This window comes from Hamadaea sp. NPDC051192, from assembly GCF_040682475.1.
Taxonomy (GTDB): domain Bacteria; phylum Actinomycetota; class Actinomycetes; order Mycobacteriales; family Micromonosporaceae; genus Hamadaea; species Hamadaea flava.
The window spans coordinates 14,864-35,937 of the sequence record NZ_JBFBAZ010000048.1; the positions used below are offsets into that span (position 1 = coordinate 14,864).

Here is a 21,074-nt window from a genome sequence, read left to right on the forward strand (position 1 = left end):
CGCATGCGGATACTGCTGTTCGGAGCGACCGGGACCCTCGGCAGCCGGATCGCGACCGAACTCGCCGACCGAGGCGAGCGGGTGACCAGCGCCAGCCGGACCGGGCACAGCCCGTCGCCGGACATTCCGGCCGTCACCGTCGACGCGACCGACTCGGACTCGGTCGCCGCCGCGGCCGAGGGCTACGACGTGATCGCCTCGGCCCTGCACATCGACCCCGACAACGTGGTCCCGGTGACCACCGGCCTGCTCGACGGTGCTCGCAAGTCAGGCGTACGCCGCATCGTGTTCGTCGGCGGCGCGGGCAGTCTGAAGGTCCCCGGCGGCGGGGACCTCGTCGACACCCCGACGTTCCCCGCCGAGTGGAAGCCCACCTCGATGGCGCACCGGGACGCCCTGAACCTCATCCGGAAGGTCGACGACCTCGACTGGTCCTACCTGTCGCCGTCGGCGGCCATCGCGCCCGGTGAGCGTACGGGGAAGTTCCGGATGGGCGGGGACGACCTGCTCGCCGACGCCGACGGCACCAGCTTCGTCAGCGCCGAGGACTACGCCGTCGCGTTCGCCGACGAACTCGAAGAGGGCAACGCGATCCGGCGCCGGATCACCGTCGGCTACTGAGGATCACGTGGCGGCCAGGGCCGCGTACCGGCCGCCTTCGGAGAGCAGCGTCTCGTGCTGCCCCGCCTCGGCGACGTGCCCGTGGTCGAGCACCACGATCTGGTCGGCGTCGCGAACGGTCGACAGCCGGTGCGCGATGGTGACCGTCGTCCGGCCCTCGGTGAGCCGGTCGAACGCCCGCTGCACGGCCCGCTCGGTCTCGGTGTCCAGCGCGCTCGTCGCCTCGTCGAGCACCAGGATCTTGGGATCGCGCAGCAGCGTACGCGCGATGGCGATGCGCTGCTTCTCCCCGCCGGAGAAGCGGTGGCCCCGGGAGCCGACGACGGTCTCGTAGCCGTCCGGCAGCGACATGATCAGGTCGTGCACCTGGGCGGCCCGGGCGGCGTCGACGATCTCGGCGTCGGTCGCGTCCGGCTTGGCGTACCGCAGGTTCTCGCGGACGGTCGTGTGCAGCAGATAGGTCTCCTGGCTGACCACGCCGACGATCCCGGCCAGGTCGGCCAGCGCGATGTCGCGCAGGTCGACGCCGTCGATCGTGACGCGGCCGGCGGTCGGATCGTGCAGGCGCGCGATCAGTCCGGCGAGGGTGCTCTTGCCGGATCCGGTCTCCCCCACCAGGGCCAGCGAGGTGCCCGCCGGGACGTCCAGGTCGACTGCGGCGACGGCGTCGACCGGGCTGTCGGCGTACCGGAAGGAGACGTTCTCCAAGCGCAGGTGACCCGCGGGCCGGGACAGCCGGACCGGCTTCGCCGGCTCCCGGATGTCGATCGGCAGGTCCAGGTACTCGAAGATGCGGCCGAACAGGGCCATCGACGCGGTGACCGTGACGCCCACGTTGAACAGGCCCATCAGCGGCCGGAAGAGGCTCGACTGCAGGGCGGTGAAGGCGACCAGCGTGCCGATCGTCAGGCGCGACCCGGGCAGCCCGGCGGCCAGGTAGATCACGGCCGGGATCGCCGCGAACACGACCGACATCGAGGCCATCCGCCAGCGCCCGGCCAGCTCCGAGCGCAGTTCGAGGTCGATGAGGCGGCGCGAGGAGGAGGTGAACCGGTCGATCAGGGCGGCCGAGGTGCCCATCGTCTTGCTCAGCTGCACGCCGCTGATCGACAGGCCCTCCTCGATGGTCACGTTGAGGTCGGCCAGCTCCCGCTGGCGTTCGGCGGTGATCGCGCGGCGCATCCGGGCGACCCGCCGGGTCAGGAAGATCGCCGGGGGCAGCACGACCAGCGAGACGAGCGAGAGCTGCCACGACAGGGCGGCCATCGCGACGGCGGTGGCGACCACGGTGGTCAGGTTGGCGGCGATCGACGTGGCCGTCGAGGTGACCACGGATTCCATGCCGCCGATGTCGTTGGTGATGCGCGACTGGACCTCGCCGGTCCGCGTACGCGTGAAGAAGGCCATCGACTGCCGCTGCAGGTGGCTGAAGACCTCGGTCCGGAGCCGGTGCATGATCCGCTGGCCGACGGCGGTCGATATCCAGGTCTGGAGGACGCCGAGGACGGAGGTCACGGCGGCCACGGCGACCATGCCGAGCACGAGCCAGACCAGCAGTGTCAGGTCGGCGTGCGGCAGCGCGACGTCGATGACCTCGCGCAGCAGGAACGGGGAGGCCATCGAGATGACCGAGCTGGCCACGATGATCGCGACGACGACGGCGAGTTTGCCTCGGTCACCGGTGAACAGGGCGCCGACGCGGCGCAGGGACACGGACTGGGCCTGGGCCTTCTCAGCCGCGCTGAGTTTGCCGGGCCTCGGCTGCATGCCGCCACCCCGGCGGCCGGTGTCTACGGGGAAATCCAAGGGGTTGCCTCTCTTCTCAAAGCTCTAGTACTGAGGTTACCACTTACTGAGGCTACCTCATCATGAGGGTGCAGCGCTAGTCGCTGGTACGCTGGTCCCGTGGACTCGGAGAGCCTGTCTGACCTGTTCTGGGCGGTCGCGCGCCAGATGCGGCATCTGTCGAAGCTGGCGCTCGAGCCCTGGAACATCTCCCCGTCGCAGTGGCGTGCGCTGGCCACCCTGCATCGACACGGTGAGCTGCGACTCAGCTCGCTCGCCGACCACCTGCGCATCGCGCCCCGGTCGACCACCGAGGTCGTCGACGATCTGGAGAGCCGCGGCCTCGTCAGCCGCCAGCCCGACCCCACCGACCGGCGGGCCGTCCTGGTCACGCTGACCGACGCGGGCAAGGCGGTCGCCGACGGCGTGGACCGGGCCCGGCAGGCCGAGGGCGAGCGGCTGTTCTCCGCGCTGGACCCGACCGACCGCGCCGACCTGGCTCGCGTACTGCGGAAACTGCAGGACTAGCCGGATCAACCGCCCTGGACGGTGTCCACGAAGGCCTTCAGGATCGGGTCGGCGGCCGAGGCGCGCGGCCAGACCAGCGCCCACTCCGTCAGCGGCGCGTCCTCGATCGGCACGAACCTGATGCCGGGATAGCTGTAGTACCGGGAGACGTGCGCGTTGAGCGGGCTGACCAAGCGGCCGCCGGCGATGTGCCCGAGCACCTCGTGGAAGGTCCGGGCCACTTGCCCCCGCCGGATCACCCGGCCCTGCGGCGTACGCTGCGGCAGCATCGACTCGATCCAGTACGCGGGCACCACGGTCCCCGGATCCAGCACGACGAGGTCGCCGAGGTCCTCCAACGAGACCGAGGCCCGATCGGCCAGCGGCGACGTGCTGGCCACGGCCAGAACGCGCCCCTCGGTCAGCAGCGACGGCCCGTGGACGAGGTCGGGCTCCCGAATCGGCAGCCACATCAGCTGGACGTCGACCTCGCCCGCACGCAGCCCGCCGAACGGGTCACTGAAGTGGAACTCGCTGATCAGCACGTCGCACTCGGCGTACCGGGCCTCGAACTTCTCGATGACGGGACGCAGCTCGTTGCCGAGCGCTCCCATGACGCCCAGCCGCAGCGTCCCGTGCAGCCCGCTGCCCGCTGCGGCGGCGCGCGCCAGACCGCCTTGGATCAAGTCGTACGCCTGCCGCAGGTCGTCGCGCAGCTTATGCCCGATCGGGGTCAGCTCCACCCGGCGGCTCGTGCGGTCGAACAGCGGGGAGCCGATGCGCCGCTCCTGCTTCCGGATGGCTTGGCTGACCCGGGCCTGGGAGACGTGCAACCGTTCCGCCGTCCGCCCGAAGTGCAGCTCCTCGGCCAGCGTCAGAAAGATCTCGATGTCCCGCAGTTCCACGACCGTCCCTCCATCCGATAACCGGCCGATTATCGGTGTGGCGGCAAATTCTACGTTGATCATCGGGCGGGCCACCACCAGGCTGGGAGCCATGCCCCCGTACGCGTTGAGGATCTCCGGCCTGCACAAGGTGTTCGGCCGGCAGACCGCGGTCGACCGGCTCGACCTCGAAGTGCCCGCCGGCTCGTTCTTCGGCTTCGTCGGGCCGAACGGGGCGGGCAAGACCACCACCCTGTCGATGGCGGTCGGCCTGCTGCGTCCCGACGGCGGCACGGCGACGATCTTCGGCCACGACGTCTGGCGGGAACCGGCCGAGGCCAAGCGGCTGCTCGGCGTCCTGCCGGACGGGGTGGCGCTGCCCGAGCGGCTGACCGGGCGGGAGATGCTGACCTACCTCGGCCTGCTGCGGGGACTGGACCGGCGGGTGGTGACCGAGCGCGCCGACGAGCTGCTCACGCTGCTGGAGCTGGACGGCGCCGACGGCACTCTGGTGGCCGACTACTCGACCGGCATGCGCAAGAAGGTCGCGCTCGCCGCCGCGCTGCTCCACGCGCCCCGGCTCGTGGTGCTGGACGAGCCGCTGGAGGCGGTGGACCCGATCTCGGCCGCGACCGTCAAGACGATCCTGCGCCGGTTCGTCGAAGGTGGCGGGACGGTCGTCTTCTCCAGCCACGTGATGGCCGTCGTCGAGCAGCTCTGCGATCACGTGGCGGTCATCGGCTCCGGCCGGGTCCTGGCCACCGGGCCGATCAGTGAAGTGACCGCGGGGATCAGTCTCGAAGACCGGTTCGTGAGTCTCGTGGGGGCACCGGAGGCGGCGTCGAAGGGACTGGCATGGCTGGCGTCCTGATCCGGATGAAGCTCGCCGTCCTGCGGAACAGCCTCGGCGGCAAGCAGGCCGAGAACCTGATCGGCGGGCTGTCGGCCGGGCTGCTGCTCGCCGCGGTGACGCTCTACTTCGCCACCCGCGCCGACCTCCTCGGCATCGCCCTGGCGTTCTGGGTGCTCGGCTGGATGATCGGACCGGCGATGTTCGGCGGGGGCGACGACACGCTGCGGCCGGAGATCTTCGCCCAGCTCCCGGTGAGCCCCCGGCGGCTGGCGGCCGGACTGCTCGGCGCGTCCTTCGTCGGCGCCGCCCCGGTCGTGTCGCTGGTCGCGTTCGCCGGCCTCGTCGTGCTGGCGTCCCGGCTGGACACGGCGGCGGTCGTCGTCGCCGTCCCGGCGGTGCTGCTCCAGCTGACGCTGGCCGTCCTGCTGTCGCGGGTCACCACCGGTGTGATCAACCGCGTCATGCGTACGCGGGCCGGGGCCGCCGCGACCGCCGTGTTCAGCGCGCTCGTGATGGCGCTGACCGGGTCGGGCTGGGCCTTGTTCCCGGCGGCCGGCTCGGTTGCCGGGTCGGGCCTGCCGGACGCGGTGTCGGCTTCGCTTCGGCTCCTGCCGTCGGGCTGGTCGCTGGCGGCCGTCGAGGCGGCGGGCCGGTCGGACTGGCTGATCGTGGCCGTGGCGTTGACCGGCTTGATCCTCCTGTGCGGGCTGCTGCTCTGGGCCTGGGCCGCCCTGCTGCGCCAGCGGATGACGACCCGCCCCTCCACCACCGGTACGCGGCGCCGGGCCGAACGGGAGTACCGCGCGCGGGGTCCACTGGCGGCGGTGTTCGTGAAGGAGACCCGGACCTGGCTGCGCGACTTCCGGCGGGTGCACTTCGCCGTCTTCGCGTTCCTCTACGCGGTGTTCTTCTGCGTACTGCCGCTGGCCGCCGGATCGTCCGACTTCCTACCCTGGACCGGGCTGTTGTTCGTGCTGATCGCGGCGGCGATGTCGGCCGGCCTCTACGGCGAGGACGGCACCGCGCTGTGGATCACGCTCACCGTCCCCGGGGCGTCCGGTGTGGACGTCCGGGGCCGCCAGCTGGCCTGGCTGGCGCTGGTCGCGCCGCCGGCGGTCGGGCTCACCGTGGCGCTGACCGCCGCGACCGGCCACCACGATCGATGGCCGTTGCTGCTGGCGCTCCTGCCGGCCGTGCTCGGCGGCTGCGCCGGACTCGTGGTCCTGTTGTCGCTGGTCCGGCTCGTACCGATCACCGACCCTCACAAACGGTCCGGCAACCTCCTCGAGAACCCGACCGACTTCGGGCAGGTCCTGCTCTGCCTGGTGCTCGCGGCTGCCGCGGCCGGGCCGGCGTTCCTCGTCGCGCAGCGCGATCCGGTCGGCGGCATCATCACCGGCGTCGTCTCCGGCATCGGACTGTTCTGGCTGCTGGGCCGGCTCGCTCAGCGCCGGCTCGACACGCACGGGCCGGAAGTGCTGCACCTCATGCGGTCCGGGCCGACGCGCCGGGTCGCCCCGTCCCTGCGCCCCGTGCGCCCCCTGCATCCGCTGCGCCGCCCGGCTCCGATCAAGACCGCCGGTACGCGTACGGCGGCGATGTTCCTGCTGACGGTCTGCTGGATCCCCCTGTTCCCGCAGGGCCTCGTCCCGATCGTCATGCTGCTGACGGGCGAGGTCGAACGGTCCTGGTTCCTCGCGCTGCACCTGCCGTCGGCGTACCAGTGGCCGGTGGCGCTCGGCATGACCGCGCTCGGCCTGATCCTCGCCGGAACCGGCGTGGTCCTCAAACGACGGTCGCGCCCGGCGACGGCCTAGTCGCTGGTCCGATCACCGGTCAGCCGGGCCACGACGTCGGCCGACCGCCGCCACCAATAGTCGTACCGGCCGGGGAACCGGTCCGTCAGCTCGGTGAACCGCTCGTACGCCTCCTGTGCGTACGGGAGGTCGTCCTCGGCGTCGCCGATGAGCAGGCAGACGTTCGCCAGCGAGCCCGCGACCAGGTCGGGCAGCTCGTCGGCGTACTCGCGCATGATGGGCTCGGCGAGCCGGGCCGACCGGGCGGCGTCGGCCTTGCGGCCCAGCGCCAGCAGGATCTCCGCCTCCGTCGACAGCGGAATCCCCCAGCGGCGGCGCTGGAACGCGGTCGCCGGTTCGCCGTCGATCTCCCGCAGCACACCCATCGCCGCCCCGACCGAGTCGAGCGCCTCGTCGAGGCGGCGCATCCGGGTCAGCGTGGTGGCGTAGTTGTTGAGGGCGGCCGCCAGCAGATGCCGGGCGGCCCGGCTGGACTGGGCGCGGGCCAGCGTGATCGCCTCGGTCTCGTCCTGTTCGGCCTCGGTGAACCGGGCGAGCAGGGTGTTCGAGGTGCCGCGCAGGACCAGCAGCTCGACTTCCAGCTCCCGGTGGATCGTGCCGCTGGAGCGCAACAGGTCCAGCGCAAGCGTCAGCGGCGTGACCGATTCGTCGGTACGCCCGATGTCGGCCAGCGCCGCGCCCCGGTTGAGCAGGATCGGCACGCGCCCGACGGCGGACAGCGCCTCGGGCGCGACCGCCTCCAGATCGGCGAAGAACAGCAGCGCCTGATCCGCGGCGGCGATGCTGTCGGCGGCCCGGCCGACCTGCCGGAGCACGAAGCTGCGCAGCGACATGAGTTCCGCGCCGAGCAGGTGCACCATCTCCGAGCGCTGGACGATCGGCGTACGCCAGGTCTGCTCGGCCGCGTCGAGCACGGCGAGCGCGGCCCGCCGGTCCGGCTGCCGTTGCACGGCGAGCCAGCGCCCCAGGTTCAGGCGTACCCAGAGCAGATTCGTCGCGGCTTCGAGATCGTCCGGCGCGGTGGGCGCGTACGTGTCCTCGGCCTCCCGGGCGAGCCGGATGGCGGCGGCGAAGTCGCCGCTGCTCGCGTACTCCTGAGCCTGCGCGAGTGGATCCGGCTGCACAAGGTCATCGTTGCACACCGCGCTGGTCGCCACGCCACGGGAGCAGCACAGACGAGGTGATCAGGAGGATCGAATACACGATCAGGACGGTACGCGCGCTGGTGGCCGCGGCGAGCGCACCGGCGGCGGCGATGAAGATCGGCTGGGCGACCTTCGTGCTGATCGACCAGGCCACCGCGACCCGGGACATGTGCTGGTCGTCGGTGGCGTTCATCCGGTAGGTGGCGAAGGTCGGGTTGAACACGCCGACGAACAGCAGCAGCAGGAACTCCGAGACCGTGATCAGGACGAAGCCGCTGGTCCCCGTGGTGGCGAACGGGATGAGACCGAGCCACAGGTTCCGGCCGACTCCGGTGATCAGCAGGACCTGGTGCTGGCTGAACCGGGCCAGGATCGGCTTGACCAGCAGCGACCCAGCGATCCCGGCGATGCCGGACAGGCCGAAGGACACCCCGTACTGCCAGGGTTCGAAGCCGAGGTCGCGCACCATGAAGACGGTGATCAGCGGGGAGGTCCCCATGATGCAGCCGCCGAAGAGCAGGGAGTTCCAGAACAGCGCGGCCAGCCCGCGATGACCCAGGATGTAGCGCCAGCCCGCCACCAGGTCCCGCGACCAGCGCTGATCGTGGGCCCGCTGGGGTGGCGGCGGCTCGGGTGTGCGTACGCGGCTGACCCCGAACGCGGAGGCGAGGAAGCTGACCGCGTTGACGACCATCGAGGCCGCCGCCCCCAACGCCGAGATCAGCACGCCGCCGGCGGGCGGGCCGAGGGTGTACGCCGTCCACAGCGTCGTCTCGAAGCGGCTGTTCGCCTCGGCCCGGAAGGCGGCCGGGACGAGCGTACGCAGATCGGCGGTGCTGGCGGCGTTGAACGCGAGCAGGGCGGCCATCTGTGTGATCGCGACCGCGCAGAGCTGCCAATACGTCAGCCACCCGAAGTACGCCGAGACGGGGATCGAGCCGACGGCCACGAACCGCAGGACGTCGGCCCCGATCATGATCGGCCGTTTGCGGTGGTACTCGATCCACGGCCCGAGCGGGACGGCGAGGATGGCGCTCACCACCGACGACAGCACCGACAGCAGGGAAACCCGGAAGTCGGAGGCGTTCAGCACCAGGACGGCGACGATGGGCAGCGCCGAGTAGCCGACGGCGCTGCCCGCTTCGCTGGCCGACTGGGCGGCCCACCGCCAGCGGAAATCCCGTCGCCACCGGCCGCTCGTCTCGTCGTCGACCGTTTCCGGAGAGACGAGCGTGCCGGTGATCATTCGGCGTACGTTACACGCGGGCGTCCTCGGGGATGGGCTCCGCCGAAGCCGGGCCGGCCGGCGCCCGTCGCCGGACGGAACCGAGCACCAGGAGCCCAGCTGCGAGGACGGTGATCGCGGCCGCCAACCAAGCGGCCCAGTCCCCGATCCGGGTGTACGGCGTGTCGCTCGAACCGGGCCGGACAGGCGCGACCACCACCGTGACGGCGTCGGCCTGGCCCACATGTTCCTCCGCGAGAACCCGGCCGTGCCCGTCGGCGATCATCGCCGTCCCGTAGCGCCCGGCCCAGACGACGGCCAGGCCGTTCTCGACGCCTCGCAGGACTGCGGTGTGGGCATGCTGCCAGCCGTCCTCGTTGTTGTCGGCCGCCGGGATCAGCAGCATCGTCGCCCCGGCGTCGGCGTAGTCCCGAGCGGGGTCCGGGAAGTTCACGTCCGCGCAGATCGCCAGCGCCGATCGCCCCACGCCGCCGTTCGCGCCGGGCGTGCTGGGCACGAAGACGAGGTCGTCGCCGAGGACGCTCGCCAGGTCGTGGTGTTTGAGGTAGCTCACCGGCGTCCCGCCGTCGCCCGGCACCGCGAGCGACTCGTTGTACTTGCGGCCGTCCGAGCTGCGCGCGTAGCCCACCACGATCGTCGTCCGCCGGCCGGTCGCCAGCGCCGACACCTTGTCCCGCAGGATCGGCAGCGACGCGTCGTCCACCCCGAACGCGGCCTCCGGCAGCACGACCGTGGTCACCTCGGCGGGCAAGGCCGCGACGGCGGCGGCGTACTGGTCGAAGAGGGTCTGCCCCTCCGGCGACGTGATGTCCACACCCCACGGTGCGGTGTCGTGGACCATCGCCGCCACGAGCTGCGCCGGGGCTGTCTTCTCCGCCGACAGCCGCAGGACGCCGTACCCGCCGACGGCCAGGGCGAAGGTGAGCAGGACGGCGGCTACGCGTACCGGAGCGAAGCGGAGCGCGGCCAGCAGCGCCGGGCCGAGCATGACGAGGAACTCCACGCCCCAGGCCCCGGCCACCGCAGCCGTCTGCACCACGACCGGTACGCCGACCTGCGAGCCGGCGAGCGTGCCGCTGATCCCGGTCGGGCTCACCGACGCGGTGAGGTAGAGCAGCGCGACCCAGACCGCCGGCACCGAGAACGCCGCCAGCAGCGGCCACCCGCGCTGCACCCAGGCCCGGAACAGCCACACCCCGAGGGCGAAGACGATCGAGTAGCCGATGCTGATGCCGATGCCCGCCGGCAGCGGCACGTCGTAGGAATGCGCGTAGTACGCCCAGCTGTTCGACGTGCTGACCAGGTACGCCCCGAACGCCACCAGCAGCGCCGTCCGCAGCGGGACCCGCGGCGCCAGCAACAGCGCGGGCAGCGGCGCGAACCAGGTCAGCCAGCTGATCGGAGTCAACCCGGTGCCGAAGTAGAGCATGACGGCCGTCGCCACGAACGCTCCGGCGACGATCCAGCGACTCGGCCTAGCCTCGGATTCCATTCAGGACTCTCCCCACCGTGCGGGCGCACAACGCCCGGAAATCGGCCTCGGGCAGCCCCATGCGGCCACCGAGGTATTGCTGCACGAGCCCCTGCACGCTGCTGGTCAGGGCCAGCGCCACCTCCAGCGGGTCGTCGGCGCGCAGGACGCCGGCGGCCATCCAGCCGCGGACGGCGACGACGACCGGATCGAACGTCGGCGAGCCACCGGCGGCGAAGTCCTCGGGGAACCGGCGCGCGCCTTCGCGTACGTCGGTGAGCAGGAAGCCGTAGAGGTGCGGCTGGCCGAGGGCGAAGTCGAGGAAGTCGTCGAGCATCCCGGCCAGCTGACTGTCGAAGTCGGACCCGCCGCGCCGCCCCCACTTCGCCGCCACGTCCCGCTGCGCGGCGACGGCGACCGTCCGCAACAACACCTCACGGTTCGGGAAATGGCGGTAGGTGGCCATCGTGGTCACGCCCGCGTCGGCGGCGACGCGCCGCATGGTGACGGCCGGCGCCCCCTCGGCGATCAGGATCGCGAGGGCGGCGTCGGCCAGTCGTTGCGCGGTTCCAGGAGCCATGTGTACAACGTACACATCGGCGGCCGCCTTAGGAAGCCCCCACCTCCGCCCGGACCGCCACCCGCTCCACGTCGGACACCCGCTCCACGTCGGACACCGGCTTCCGCGTTCGGAGCAGCGTGTACGCCAGGAGGAAGGCCACGATCAGCAGCCCGGCGCCGATGGCGTACGCGAGGCGGTAGCCGCCCGTGAGCGCCGCCGGCTCGCCGAGCCCGGCGCTGAGCAGATCCCCCGTACGCGCGGCGGCCTGAGTGGACAGCACGGCCACCCCGATCGCCATCCCGATCTGCTGAGTCGTGTTGAACAGGCCGGAGGCGAGCCCGGCGTCGTCGGCCTTCGCGCCGGACATCCCCAGCGTCGTCAGCGCGGGCAGGACCAGCCCGAACCCGCCGGCGAGCAGCATGATCGGCAGCAGATCGGTGACGTAGTCGGCGTGCACGGGCACCCGGGCCAGCAGGCCGAGCATCACGGTCAGCATCGCGAGGCCGGTCAGCAGCACCTTCCGCTCGCCGAACCGGGCGTTGAGCCGGGCGGCCAGGCCGAGCGAGACCGCCCCGATCATCACGGCGGCGGGCAGGATGGCAAGGCCTGTCTCGGTCGCGTCATAACCGGCGACGCGCTGCAGGTAGAGGGCGGTGAGCACCTGGAAGGCGAAGCATGCCGCGACGGTCAGCGCCTGCACCACGTTGGCGACGGAGACCTCACGCGACCGGAAGATCCGCAACGGCATCAACGGGCTCCGTGCGGTCTTCTGGCGTACCACAAAGGACAGCAGGAACACCGCGGCGAGCGAGCCGGCCCACGGCCACTGACCCGAGACCACCGCGTAGATGCCCAGGATCAGGCCGCCGGTGACCAGCAGCGCGCCCAGCACGTCGGCGCCGGCGGCGAGCCCGAGCCCGCGGTCCGCCGGGAGCGTGCGGACGGCGGCGATCAGCGCGGCGACGCCGATCGGCAGGTTGATGAGGAAGATCCAGTGCCAGCTGAGGGCGTCCGTGAGCAGGCCCCCGACGACCTGGCCGATCGCGGCCCCCGCCGCACCAGTGAAGCTGTAGACGGCGATGGCCCGCGAGCGTTCGCGGACGTCGGTGAACAGCGTGACCAGGATGCCGAGGCTGACGGCGGTGGCTGTGGCGCTGCCGACGCCCTGCAGGAAGCGCGCCGCGATCAGGACGGCCGGGCTGGTCGCGGCGCCCGCGAGCAGCGAGGCCGCGGTGAACAGCGCGATGCCCACGAGGAAGAGGCGGCGACGGCCCAGCAGGTCGCCCAGCCGCCCAGCGAGCAGCAACAGACTGCCGAAGGCGATGAGGTACGCGTTGACGATCCAGCTCAGCCCGGCCGGGGTGAACCCGAGATCGGCGGAGATGGCGGGCATCGCGACGGTGACGATGCTGCCGTCGAGGATCGTCATGAGCATTGCGGTGGCGAGTACGCCGAGCGCGGTCCAACGGTGAGACATACCTTGGACCGTAGCGGATAGTTCCGTTACAGACAATCCTGTTGCGGAGTTTTATTGGCGCGCGCGCCGTGCGGTGTTCTCCACCGGTTGCGCCAGCTGCCCTTCCACCAGGCGTTCCATCGCGCGCAGGAAGACGTCGCGATCTTTGGCGGGCAGCGCGCCGAGCGCCTCCTCGTGCACCCGATCCACGATCTCCTGACTGCGGTGGGCGAGCTTGGCCCCAGCCGGAGTCACCGCGACGATCCGCGCCCGGCGATCGGTGGACGACGGGCGGCGCTCGGCCAGCCCGGCCTTCTCCAGCGCGTCCACCGTGACGACCATCGTCGTCTTGTCCATGTCGCCCAGCTCCGCCAGCTGGATCTGCGTACGCTCCTCCTCCAGGGCGTGCACGAGGACGCAGTGCATCCGCGCGGTGAGCCCGATCTCGGCCAGCTCGGCCGCCATCCGCGTACGCAGGACGTGGCTGGTGTGGTCCAGGAAGAACGACAGGTCGGGCGCGGTGCGGTTCGGGGCCATGGCGGTCATGAAGACAATTGTACCGTTACAGATTATCTACCGATCGCCGTTTCGCGTGGCCCCTTGGGCGCGGCTCCGTCGAGCGCTGGATCAGGGTTCCGTGTCGAATCTTGGCCCAAGATTCGACCGAGAACCCTGATCCAGCGCGCTTAGCCGGCGGGGAGGGTGACGGTGACGGTCAGGCCGCCGCCCGTCCGGGGTTCGGCGGTCACCTCGCCGCCGTGGGCGCGCGCGACCGCCCGCACGATCGACAGCCCGAGCCCGAACCCTCGTTCGGCGGCGCGTTCACTGCGTACGCGTTCGCCGCGGAGCCGGCGGAACGGCTGGAACAGCGTCTCGATCTCGTACTTGGGCACGGCCGGGCCGGAGTTGCTCACGACGAGCTGCGCCCGGCCGTCGACGGTCGCCGTGTGCACCGACAGCCAGCCGCCCTCGGCCAGGTTGTGCCGGATCGCGTTCGCCACGAGGTTCTGGGTCAGCCGTTCCAACAGCACCGGGTCGCCGGTCGTCGGCGCCGTACGCAGCTGGGCGGAGACCTTCCGGTCGGTCGGCGGCGCCTGGTCGAGCACGTGCTGGGCCACCTCGGCCAGGTCGACCGGGACGGTCTCCACGATCGCCGTCTCGCTCTCGGCCAGGGTGAGCAGTCCGTCGATGAGACGTTCGTGCCGTTCGTTGACCGACAGCAGGGACTCGCCGAGCTGACGCGTCTGAGGCACGGTGTCCGGCCGGGCGACCGCCAGCTCCACCAGCGCCCGGTTCAGGGCGAGCGGCGTACGCAGCTCGTGGGAGGCGTTGGCGACGAAGCGCCGCTGCCCGTCGAAGGACCGGTCGAGCCGTTCGATCATCGTGTCGAACGTGTCGGCCAGCTCCTTGACCTCGTCCTTCGGACCGGCCAGCGCGATGCGTTCGTGCAGCCCGCGATCCGGGGCCGAGGCGATCCGGCGGGCGGTCTCGGTGATCCGGCTCAGCGGCTGCAACGCCCGGCCCGCGACGAGCCAGCCGAACGCGCCCGCGACGACGCCGACCCCGGCCAGCGCGATCGCTCCGCCGGTCACCAGCGAGTCGAGGGTGTCCTTGCGGAACTGCTCCTGCTGGGCGCGGTAGTCGATGATCGCCTGCGGAATGTTGATCTCCTGGCCGTTGACCTCGATCGTCCCCACTCCGTTCAGCTTCTTGGGCAGGACGTCGAGGTTGCCGGCCGACGTTCCCATGCGGCTGTCGAGGCTGCGCTCCACCAGGAAGTAGGTCACCCCGAGCAGCAGCGCCCCGGCGAAGACGAACAGTCCCCCGTAGAGGACCGTCAGGCGTACGCGAAGACTCCAGCGCACCATCACAGCACCCGGTATCCCGCGCCGGCCACCGTCTCGACCAGCGGCGGCTCGCCGAGTTTGCGGCGCAGCTTCATCATCGTGACCCGCAGGACGTTGGTGAACGGGTCGATGTTCTCGTCCCACACCTTCTCCAGCAGGTATTCGGCGCTGACGACGGTGCCCTCGGCCCGCAGCAACTCGGCCAGCAACGCGAACTCCTTGTTCGCCAGTGAGATCGGCCGGCCGTCGCGCCACACCTCCCGCCGCGCCGGATCAACGCGTACGCCGGACCGGGCCAGCACGGGCGGCGCGGCCGGTCGGGCCCGCCGGGCGAGGGCGTGCACCCGGGCGGACAGCTCGGCGAAGGCGAACGGCTTGGCGAGGTAGTCGTCGGCGCCCAGGGAGAGCCCGGCGACCCGGTCGCGGACGGCGGCGGCCGCGGTCAGCATCAGGATCCGCGTCGTCGCGTCCGACTCCACGACGGCCCGGCAGACGTCGTCGCCGTGCACCACCGGGAGATCCCGGTCGAGGACGAGCACGTCATAGTCGTTGACCCCGAGCCGCTCCAGCGCCGCGTCCCCGTCGTACGCGACGTCGACCGCGAACGCCTCGCGGCGCAGCCACTCGGCTATGCCGTCGGCGAGGATCGCCTCGTCCTCCACCACCAGAATGCGCATCGTGTCCCCTTTGCCGGACCGGTCGGCCGTCCCCATCGTGCCCGCCCTCCCATAACACCGCCGTAACGCCTCGCAGCCCACGCTCGCGTTCGGGCTCGCGCCGCGATGGCTGCAGATCACGGTTACGCATGCTTCCGACGCCCCGGGAGGCATGCATAGCCGTGATCTGCAGCCCGAAGGCGCGAGCCCGAAGGGGCGAGCGAAAGGGGCGAGCGGAAGGGGCGGGTTACGCGGGGGTTATCGGGAGGTCGCTCTACTGGCCGGCATGAGACGACTGATCCTGAGAGTGACAGTGGCCGCCGCGGTGAGCCTCGCCGCAGTGAGCCTGGCCGCGTGCGGCAAGAGCGACGAGGGTTCCGGCATCGCCACCGCCGGAAACGGGGGCGCGACGCCGACCGCGAGCGCCACCGCGTCCGCCGCCGACATGATGAAGTTCACGCAGTGCATGCGGGACAACGGCGTACCGGTGGGCGATCCGGATCCCTCGACCGGACGGCCTGATTTCGGCAAGGACCTGGCGGGGACTCCGCAGTTCCAGGCGGCCCTGAAGAAGTGCCAGGACCTGCTGCCGGGCGGCGTCATGGGGATGCTGGACGCGAACCAGGTCGAGCAGTTGCGGGTGTTCGCGCAGTGCATGCGCGACCACGGCGTGGACATGCCCGACCCCGATCCCAACGGCGGCTTCAGCGGCGCGATGGGCAAGATCGACCGGAACAGCCCGACGGTCAAGAAGGCCGTGGAGGCCTGCCAGGACAAGCTGACCGCGGTGTTCCCCAGCCTAGGGGCGCGCTCGTGAGCGCCCGGCGGCGACGCCGCGTACGCACCGCCGCCGGAGCCGGAGGCGTGGCACTGGTCGCCGGGGTGGCAGTGGCCGCCGCCTTCGGGTTCGGCGGTGGGACCGAGACGCCGGCCGCCGGGGCGCATCAGCCGCCGGCGACCGCCCCGGTCACCCGGGAGACGTTGACGGAGACCAAGACCGTCAGCGGCACGCTCGGCTACGGCGATCCCACCACGGTCAGCGCGAGGGGCGCGGCGGGGACGGTCACCTGGCTGGCCCCGGAGGGTTCCACGGTCGCCCGGGGCAAGCCGGTGTACAAGGTGGACGCGAACCCCGTCGTCCTCCTTTATGGCGACACCCCGTTCTACCGCACCCTGACGACCGGACTCGACGGCGCCGACGTCAAGACGTTGGAGAGCAATCTCAAAGCCTTGGGCTACACCGGTTTCACCGTCGACGACGAGTACACCTCGGCGACCGCCGACGCCGTCCGGCAGTGGCAGGAGGACCTCGGCGTACCGGAGACGGGCCGGGTCGAGGTGTCCCGCGTCGTCGTCGCGCCGGGACAGATCCGCGTCGCCGGGCACAAGACCGATCCGGGCGCGGCGGCCACCGGGCCGCTCCTGGCGTACACGGGGATGACGAGAGTGGTGACCGTGGCGCTGGACGTGGCCGACCAGCAGCTGGTCCGCCGGGGTGTGTCCGCCCAGATCACCTTGCCGGACGGCGCGGCGGTGACCGGGACCGTGGCGAGCGTGGGCACGGTCGCGACCAAGGCGACCAGCGGGAGCGGCGCGAGCCAGACCTCCACCACCACGATCGACGTGGTGGTGACCGTCGCCGACCAGCAGAAGCTGGGCGCCCTCGACGAGGCGCCGGTGGACGTCGTGCTGGTCGCCGAGCAGCACCGGAACGTGCTGACGGTGCCGGTCGGCGCGCTCGTGGCACTGCGCGAGGGCGGCTACGGCGTGCTCGTCGTGGACGGCTCCGGCACCCGGTACGCCGCGGTCGAGACGGGGTTGTTCGCGGCCGGGAAGGTGGAGGTGACCGGCGGCGACGTCACCGAGGGCATGACCGTGGGGGTGCCGAAGTGACCGCCACCGCGGATCAAGCGACCTCCGTCGTGGGGGATGCGACCGCCACCGCGGATCAAGCGACCTCCGTCGTGGGAGATGCGACCGTCATCGTCGAACTCGACGGTGTCTCGAAGAGCTATCCCGGCGGCGTCGTCGCGGTGGATCAGGTGAGCCTGCGGATCGATCGAGGCGAGTTCGTGGCGATCGTCGGGCCGTCGGGTTCCGGGAAGTCCACGATGCTGCACCTGATCGGGGCGCTCGACCGGCCCTCGACCGGCGTCGTCGCCATCGACGGTCATCGGCTCGACCAGCTGACCGACCGGCAGCTGTCCGCCTTGCGGGCGCGTACGCTCGGCTTCGTCTTCCAGCAGTTCCATCTCGCGCCCGGCGTGTCTGCTGTGGACAATGTGGCCGACGGACTGCTGTACGCCGGGGTCCCGCTGGCCGAACGGCGGCGGCGGGCGACGGCGGCGTTGAACCGGGTCGGGCTCGGTCACCGGCTGGACCACGAGCCGCACGAGCTGTCCGGTGGCGAGCGGCAGCGGGTGGCGATCGCCCGCGCGGTGGTCGGCGAACCGCCGTTGCTGCTGGCCGACGAGCCGACCGGCAACCTGGACTCGGCCGCCGGGGCCGGCGTGATGACGCTGCTCGGCGACCTGCACGAGGCGGGCACGACGATCGTCGTGATCACCCACGATCAGGAGATCGCCGCGTCGCTGCCCCGCCAGGTACGCATGAAGGACGGGCGGGTGGCGGCATGGTGACCCTCGCTCTGACGCCGGCGCGGCTGCGCCCCCGGGACGTGCTGCGGGTCGGCGGGGCCGGACTGCGTACGCGGCCGTTGCGGGTGTTCCTGTCGGCCCTCGGGATCGCCATCGGCATCGCGGCGATGATCGCGGTCGTCGGGATCTCGGCGTCCAGCCGCGAAGACCTGAACCGGCAGCTCGCCGCGCTCGGCACCAACCTGCTCACGGTCGGTCCCGGGCAGAGCCTGTTCGGCGACGACTCCCACCTGCCGACCGAGGCCGAGGACATGATCGGCCGGATCGCGCCGGTCACCGACGTCTCGGCCACCGGCCGGGTGCCCGGCACGCACGTCTACCGCAACGACAAGATCCCGGCCGGGCAGTCAGGTGGCATCGCGGTGCTCGCCGCGCGTACGGACCTGCCCGCGGCGGTCGGGGCGACGATGTCCGCCGGCGTCTTCCTCAACGACGCCACCGCGGCGTACCCGGCGGTCGTGCTCGGCGCCAAGTCCGCCGAGCGCCTCGGCGTCACCGCGCCGGGCGAGCAGGTCTGGCTAGCCGGGGAACGCTTGCGTGAGCCGCCAGGAGTGCAGTCAGGCGGCCAGTGGTTCACGGTGGTCGGGCTGCTCGCCCCGGTCCCGCTCGCCCCCGAACTCGACACGGCCGCCGTCGTCGGATGGCCGGTCGCGACCACCAGGCTTCACTTCGACGGGTACGCGACCACGGTGTACACCCGCTCGGACGAGCGCTACGTCGCGGACGTGCAGGCGGTGCTGGCCGCGACGGCGAACCCGGAAGCGCCGAACGAGGTCGACGTGTCCCGGCCGTCGGACGCGCTGGCCGCCAAGCAGGCGACCGACGCCACCCTCAACGGGCTGCTGCTGGGCCTGGGCGCGGTCGCGCTGCTGGTCGGCGGGGTCGGCGTGGCCAACACGATGGTCATCTCCGTCCTCGAACGGCGGGCCGAGATCGGGTTGCGCCGTTCGCTGGGCGCGACCCGGGGGCAGATCCGTACGCAGTTCCTCGCCGAGTCGCTGCTGCTGTCCCTGCTCGGTGGGGCCGGTGGCGTCGTGCTCGGCGTCCTGGTGACCGGGGCGTACGCCGCTTATCAGGACTGGCCGACGGTGGTGCCCGCCTGGGTCTCGCTCGGCGGGGCCGGGGCGACGCTGGTCATCGGCGGGCTCGCCGGGCTCTATCCGGCGATCCGGGCCGCCCGGCTCTCGCCGACCTCGGCGCTGGCTGGCCCCTGACCCCTGTCGGTGCAGATCACGGTCATGCATGCCTCTGCGGGCTCCGGAGGCATGCATGACCGTGATCTTGTCGTATCGCCCTGGCAGGATGATCCGTATGAGCGACCTGGAAGTACGGCTGGTGCCGTGGTCGGAGCCGGACCTGGAGATCCTCCAGCGGACGAACACCCCGGAGATGAAGGCGCACCTGGGCGGTCCGGAGACCGAGGAGCAGCTGGTCGCCCGCCACCAGCGCTACCTCAAGCTGGACAACGGCCAGATGTTCCGGGTCGAGCTCGCGCCGGGCGGCGAGGTCGCGGGCAGCATCGGTTTCTGGGATCGCGAGTGGGACGGCGAGACCGTCTACGAGTCCGGCTGGCACGTGCTGCCGGAGTTCCAGGGCCGGGGTGTCGCGACCGCGGCGGCTCGGGCGATCATCGCCGAGGCGCGGCGCGACGGCCGTCACCGCTGGCTGCACGCGTACCCGGACGTGGACAACCCGCCGTCGAACGCGATCTGCCGCAAGGCCGGGCTCGAACTGGTCGGCCCGGTCGACTTCGAGTTCCCGAAGGGCCGGCCGATGCGCAGCAACGACTGGCGCGTCGATCTGACGGCCTAGCGCTCACGCGCTGTCGGAGGACTCCGGTTGCAGGGCCTTGGCGATCGCGGCCGCCATCCGCCGTTCGGACTCGGCGAGTTCGCGGCGGACGTCGGCCGCGGTCAGCAGCACGTGGGCGGCGGTCGTCCCGGTGACGATCAGCAGCGCGGCCGCGACCACGATGCCCCGGACCATGCCGTCCCGGGTCGTGGCGACGATCCAGATCCCGGTCGTCAGCAGCGCGGCGACCACCGCGTACGCGATGCGCAGAGCGATCGTGCGCGCCACCGAACCCCCCAGAAGCAGCCGATCGACAACTACCGTTGTCCATGATGGACATCAGCATCCGCTCGGACCTTCTACAGTGGAGGAACCGGGCGTCCTGAAAGGCCAGTCTGGCAAGCCCGCCGCCTCGATCGATAGGGTCTTAAGTCCCGGCTTGGGCTCCGGGCACGATCACGACTGGGCAGTCGGAGTGGTAGAGCGCCGCCTGACTGACCGAGCCGAGCAGCATCCCCTTGAAGCCGCCGAAGCCCCGGCTGCCGAGCACGATGAGCTGCGCGCCGCGGGTCGCCTCCAGGATCGTCCGGCGTACGCGCCCGTGCACGACCTGCGTACGCACGTCGACGTCGGGGAACTCGGTCTTCCACCCGGCCAGGGCGTCGATGATCAGCCGCTCCTCGTTCTCCCGCGCGACCGACTCGTCGAAGATCAGCGGCTGCATCTCGGTCGCCACGTCGGCCGTCGGATGCGCCCAGACGTGCAACGCCCACAACGGCACGTTCCGCAGCTCGGCCTCCTGGAAGGCGAAGCCGACGGCGGCGTCCCCGGCGGGCGATCCGTCGACCGCCAGCAGCACCGGCGTACCGGGGTCGGACTTGCCGCGGACCACCATGACCGGGCAGGCCGCATGGGTGGCCACGTGGATCGACACCGAACCGGCGAGCAGCCCGGCGAACGCGCCGAGCCCTCGATCGCCCACGACGACGATCGACGCGCCGCCGGACGCCCGGATCAGCGCCTGAGCGGCCGAACCGGTGATCACCTCGCCGGTCACCTCCACCCCGGGCGCGGCGGCCTGCACGGCGGCGACCCCCTCGGCGACGATCTGCCGGGCCTGGTTCTCCAGCCCGCCTTCGGACGGCCCGAGCGCGGCCGGCCCCAACGGGACGTTGCGCATGGCCGGCCAGATGAATCCGTGCACGATCCGCACGGGTACGCCCCGCAGCACGGCCTCCCGGGCGGCGACCGCGGCGGCGGCCAGGCCCTCCGGCGATCCGTCCACCCCGGCGACGATGGGCAGAGATGTCATGATTTCCCCCTTTACCGTCCCCAACGGTTCCGGGGCTGCCGGGCTACGCCGTCCCGCGCGACCCGTACGCCGGGCCGAACACCACGAGCAGCGCGAGGTCCTCGGTGACGTCGGTGAACCGGTGCTCCTCCCCGGCCGGGACGAAGATCACCGCGCCCGGGCCGACCTCGGCCGCGCCGTCCGGGGTGACGATCCGGGCCCGGCCGCTGGTGACGACGTAGATCTCGTCCTCGGTGTGCGGGCTCTGGTCGTCCACTCCCCCGGCGGGAATGCAGTAGGTCCCGACGGACAGGTCGGGCACTCGGAGGTTCTCCACCCAGTCGTTGGCCGTGCCCTGGGCCGGCCGCGCCCACTGCCCCGCGCCGTCGATGATCCGCATCGTCGAAGCGTACGCCGATGATGATCAGGTGATGATCAACAGGGCGATAGGGTGGACCTCACACCCGGGCGGGCCACATCGTCGA

22 protein-coding genes are annotated in these 21,074 nt (G+C 71.6%); 9 read left to right on the top strand and 13 right to left on the bottom strand.

Translation table 11 applies throughout. The features are described from left to right. Nucleotides 1-3: 3 nt before the first annotated feature. Nucleotides 4-621, top strand: coding sequence for an NAD(P)H-binding protein (locus tag AB0M47_RS21230; protein ID WP_363416239.1), 618 nt, complete (start codon nucleotides 4-6; stop codon nucleotides 619-621). Nucleotides 622-624: 3 nt separating this feature from the next. On the opposite strand, the gene AB0M47_RS21235 is transcribed toward AB0M47_RS21230, so the two are convergent. Next, nucleotides 625-2,388 carry an ABC transporter ATP-binding protein gene (locus AB0M47_RS21235; protein ID WP_363416242.1) on the bottom strand — a complete coding sequence of 588 codons (1,764 nt, stop codon included), beginning with the start codon at nucleotides 2,386-2,388 and terminating at the stop codon, nucleotides 625-627. A 138-nt stretch (nucleotides 2,389-2,526) separates the two neighbouring features. Between AB0M47_RS21235 and AB0M47_RS21240 the strand changes: the two genes are divergently transcribed. Next, on the top strand, nucleotides 2,527-2,934 hold the full coding sequence (locus AB0M47_RS21240; protein WP_253753098.1) for a MarR family transcriptional regulator: 408 nt from the start codon (nucleotides 2,527-2,529) through the stop codon (nucleotides 2,932-2,934). A gap of 5 nt (nucleotides 2,935-2,939) precedes the next feature. Here AB0M47_RS21240 and AB0M47_RS21245 read toward each other — a convergent pair whose 3' ends face one another. After that, nucleotides 2,940-3,818, bottom strand: a complete 879-nt coding sequence (locus tag AB0M47_RS21245; RefSeq protein ID WP_363416246.1) for a LysR family transcriptional regulator — start codon at nucleotides 3,816-3,818, stop codon at nucleotides 2,940-2,942. 91 nt (nucleotides 3,819-3,909) lie between these two features. Between AB0M47_RS21245 and AB0M47_RS21250 the strand changes: the two genes are divergently transcribed. Next, on the top strand, nucleotides 3,910-4,668 hold the full coding sequence (locus AB0M47_RS21250) for an ABC transporter ATP-binding protein (RefSeq protein ID WP_363416249.1): 759 nt from the start codon (nucleotides 3,910-3,912) through the stop codon (nucleotides 4,666-4,668). Further along, nucleotides 4,653-6,467, top strand: coding sequence for a hypothetical protein (locus AB0M47_RS21255; protein ID WP_363416252.1), 1,815 nt, complete (start codon nucleotides 4,653-4,655; stop codon nucleotides 6,465-6,467). The genes AB0M47_RS21250 and AB0M47_RS21255 overlap by 16 nt, the downstream gene beginning before the upstream one ends. On the opposite strand, the gene AB0M47_RS21260 is transcribed toward AB0M47_RS21255, so the two are convergent. From AB0M47_RS21260 to AB0M47_RS21295, 8 genes are all read right to left on the bottom strand, one after another. Continuing rightward, nucleotides 6,464-7,591, bottom strand: coding sequence for a hypothetical protein (locus tag AB0M47_RS21260; RefSeq protein ID WP_363416255.1), 1,128 nt, complete (start codon nucleotides 7,589-7,591; stop codon nucleotides 6,464-6,466). The two genes, AB0M47_RS21255 and AB0M47_RS21260, sit on opposite strands and share 4 nt — an antisense overlap. A 4-nt stretch (nucleotides 7,592-7,595) precedes the next feature. Next, nucleotides 7,596-8,858, bottom strand: a complete 1,263-nt coding sequence (locus tag AB0M47_RS21265) for an MFS transporter (RefSeq protein ID WP_363416258.1) — start codon at nucleotides 8,856-8,858, stop codon at nucleotides 7,596-7,598. Between the two features lie 10 nt (nucleotides 8,859-8,868). Further along, nucleotides 8,869-10,350 (bottom strand): nitrilase-related carbon-nitrogen hydrolase, encoded by a 1,482-nt coding sequence (locus AB0M47_RS21270; protein ID WP_363416261.1) that lies wholly within the window; start codon nucleotides 10,348-10,350, stop codon nucleotides 8,869-8,871. Continuing rightward, nucleotides 10,334-10,909 (bottom strand): WHG domain-containing protein, encoded by a 576-nt coding sequence (locus AB0M47_RS21275; RefSeq protein WP_363416264.1) that lies wholly within the window; start codon nucleotides 10,907-10,909, stop codon nucleotides 10,334-10,336. Before AB0M47_RS21275 ends, AB0M47_RS21270 begins: the two co-directional genes overlap by 17 nt. A gap of 28 nt (nucleotides 10,910-10,937) precedes the next feature. Further along, nucleotides 10,938-12,368 (bottom strand): MFS transporter, encoded by a 1,431-nt coding sequence (locus tag AB0M47_RS21280; protein WP_363416267.1) that lies wholly within the window; start codon nucleotides 12,366-12,368, stop codon nucleotides 10,938-10,940. A gap of 51 nt (nucleotides 12,369-12,419) precedes the next feature. Further along, on the bottom strand, nucleotides 12,420-12,893 hold the full coding sequence (locus AB0M47_RS21285) for a MarR family winged helix-turn-helix transcriptional regulator (RefSeq protein WP_363416270.1): 474 nt from the start codon (nucleotides 12,891-12,893) through the stop codon (nucleotides 12,420-12,422). A gap of 140 nt (nucleotides 12,894-13,033) precedes the next feature. Next, a complete protein-coding gene (locus AB0M47_RS21290; RefSeq protein ID WP_363416272.1) occupies nucleotides 13,034-14,215 on the bottom strand; it encodes a HAMP domain-containing sensor histidine kinase in 1,182 nt (393 codons plus the stop codon). Continuing rightward, the gene (locus tag AB0M47_RS21295) at nucleotides 14,215-14,871 is read right to left on the bottom strand and encodes a response regulator transcription factor (protein WP_363416275.1); all 657 of its coding nucleotides are present in this window, start codon (nucleotides 14,869-14,871) and stop codon (nucleotides 14,215-14,217) included. Before AB0M47_RS21295 ends, AB0M47_RS21290 begins: the two co-directional genes overlap by 1 nt. 265 nt (nucleotides 14,872-15,136) lie before the next feature. On the opposite strand from AB0M47_RS21295, the gene AB0M47_RS21300 reads away from it, so the two are divergent. The 5 genes from AB0M47_RS21300 (at nucleotide 15,137) to AB0M47_RS21320 (ending at nucleotide 19,319) form a co-directional block, all read left to right on the top strand. Further along, on the top strand, nucleotides 15,137-15,667 hold the full coding sequence (locus AB0M47_RS21300) for a hypothetical protein (RefSeq protein WP_363416278.1): 531 nt from the start codon (nucleotides 15,137-15,139) through the stop codon (nucleotides 15,665-15,667). Further along, on the top strand, nucleotides 15,664-16,743 hold the full coding sequence (locus AB0M47_RS21305; RefSeq protein WP_363416281.1) for a peptidoglycan-binding domain-containing protein: 1,080 nt from the start codon (nucleotides 15,664-15,666) through the stop codon (nucleotides 16,741-16,743). The genes AB0M47_RS21300 and AB0M47_RS21305 overlap by 4 nt, the downstream gene beginning before the upstream one ends. An 89-nt stretch (nucleotides 16,744-16,832) precedes the next feature. Beyond that, on the top strand, nucleotides 16,833-17,489 hold the full coding sequence (locus AB0M47_RS21310; RefSeq protein ID WP_363416334.1) for an ABC transporter ATP-binding protein: 657 nt from the start codon (nucleotides 16,833-16,835) through the stop codon (nucleotides 17,487-17,489). Continuing rightward, nucleotides 17,483-18,721, top strand: a complete 1,239-nt coding sequence (locus tag AB0M47_RS21315; protein ID WP_363416284.1) for an ABC transporter permease — start codon at nucleotides 17,483-17,485, stop codon at nucleotides 18,719-18,721. The genes AB0M47_RS21310 and AB0M47_RS21315 overlap by 7 nt, the downstream gene beginning before the upstream one ends. A 97-nt stretch (nucleotides 18,722-18,818) precedes the next feature. Further along, entirely contained in the window at nucleotides 18,819-19,319 is a 501-nt protein-coding gene (locus AB0M47_RS21320) for a GNAT family N-acetyltransferase (protein WP_363416287.1), read from the top strand. Between the two features lie 3 nt (nucleotides 19,320-19,322). Here the strand turns inward: AB0M47_RS21320 and AB0M47_RS21325 are convergent, their stop codons facing one another. From AB0M47_RS21325 to AB0M47_RS21335, 3 genes are all read right to left on the bottom strand, one after another. Further along, a complete protein-coding gene (locus tag AB0M47_RS21325) occupies nucleotides 19,323-19,586 on the bottom strand; it encodes a hypothetical protein (RefSeq protein WP_363416290.1) in 264 nt (87 codons plus the stop codon). 139 nt (nucleotides 19,587-19,725) lie between these two features. Beyond that, nucleotides 19,726-20,610, bottom strand: coding sequence for a universal stress protein (locus tag AB0M47_RS21330; protein ID WP_363416293.1), 885 nt, complete (start codon nucleotides 20,608-20,610; stop codon nucleotides 19,726-19,728). Nucleotides 20,611-20,653: 43 nt separating this feature from the next. After that, a complete protein-coding gene (locus AB0M47_RS21335; protein WP_363416296.1) occupies nucleotides 20,654-20,989 on the bottom strand; it encodes a cupin domain-containing protein in 336 nt (111 codons plus the stop codon). Nucleotides 20,990-21,074 lie beyond the last annotated feature (85 nt).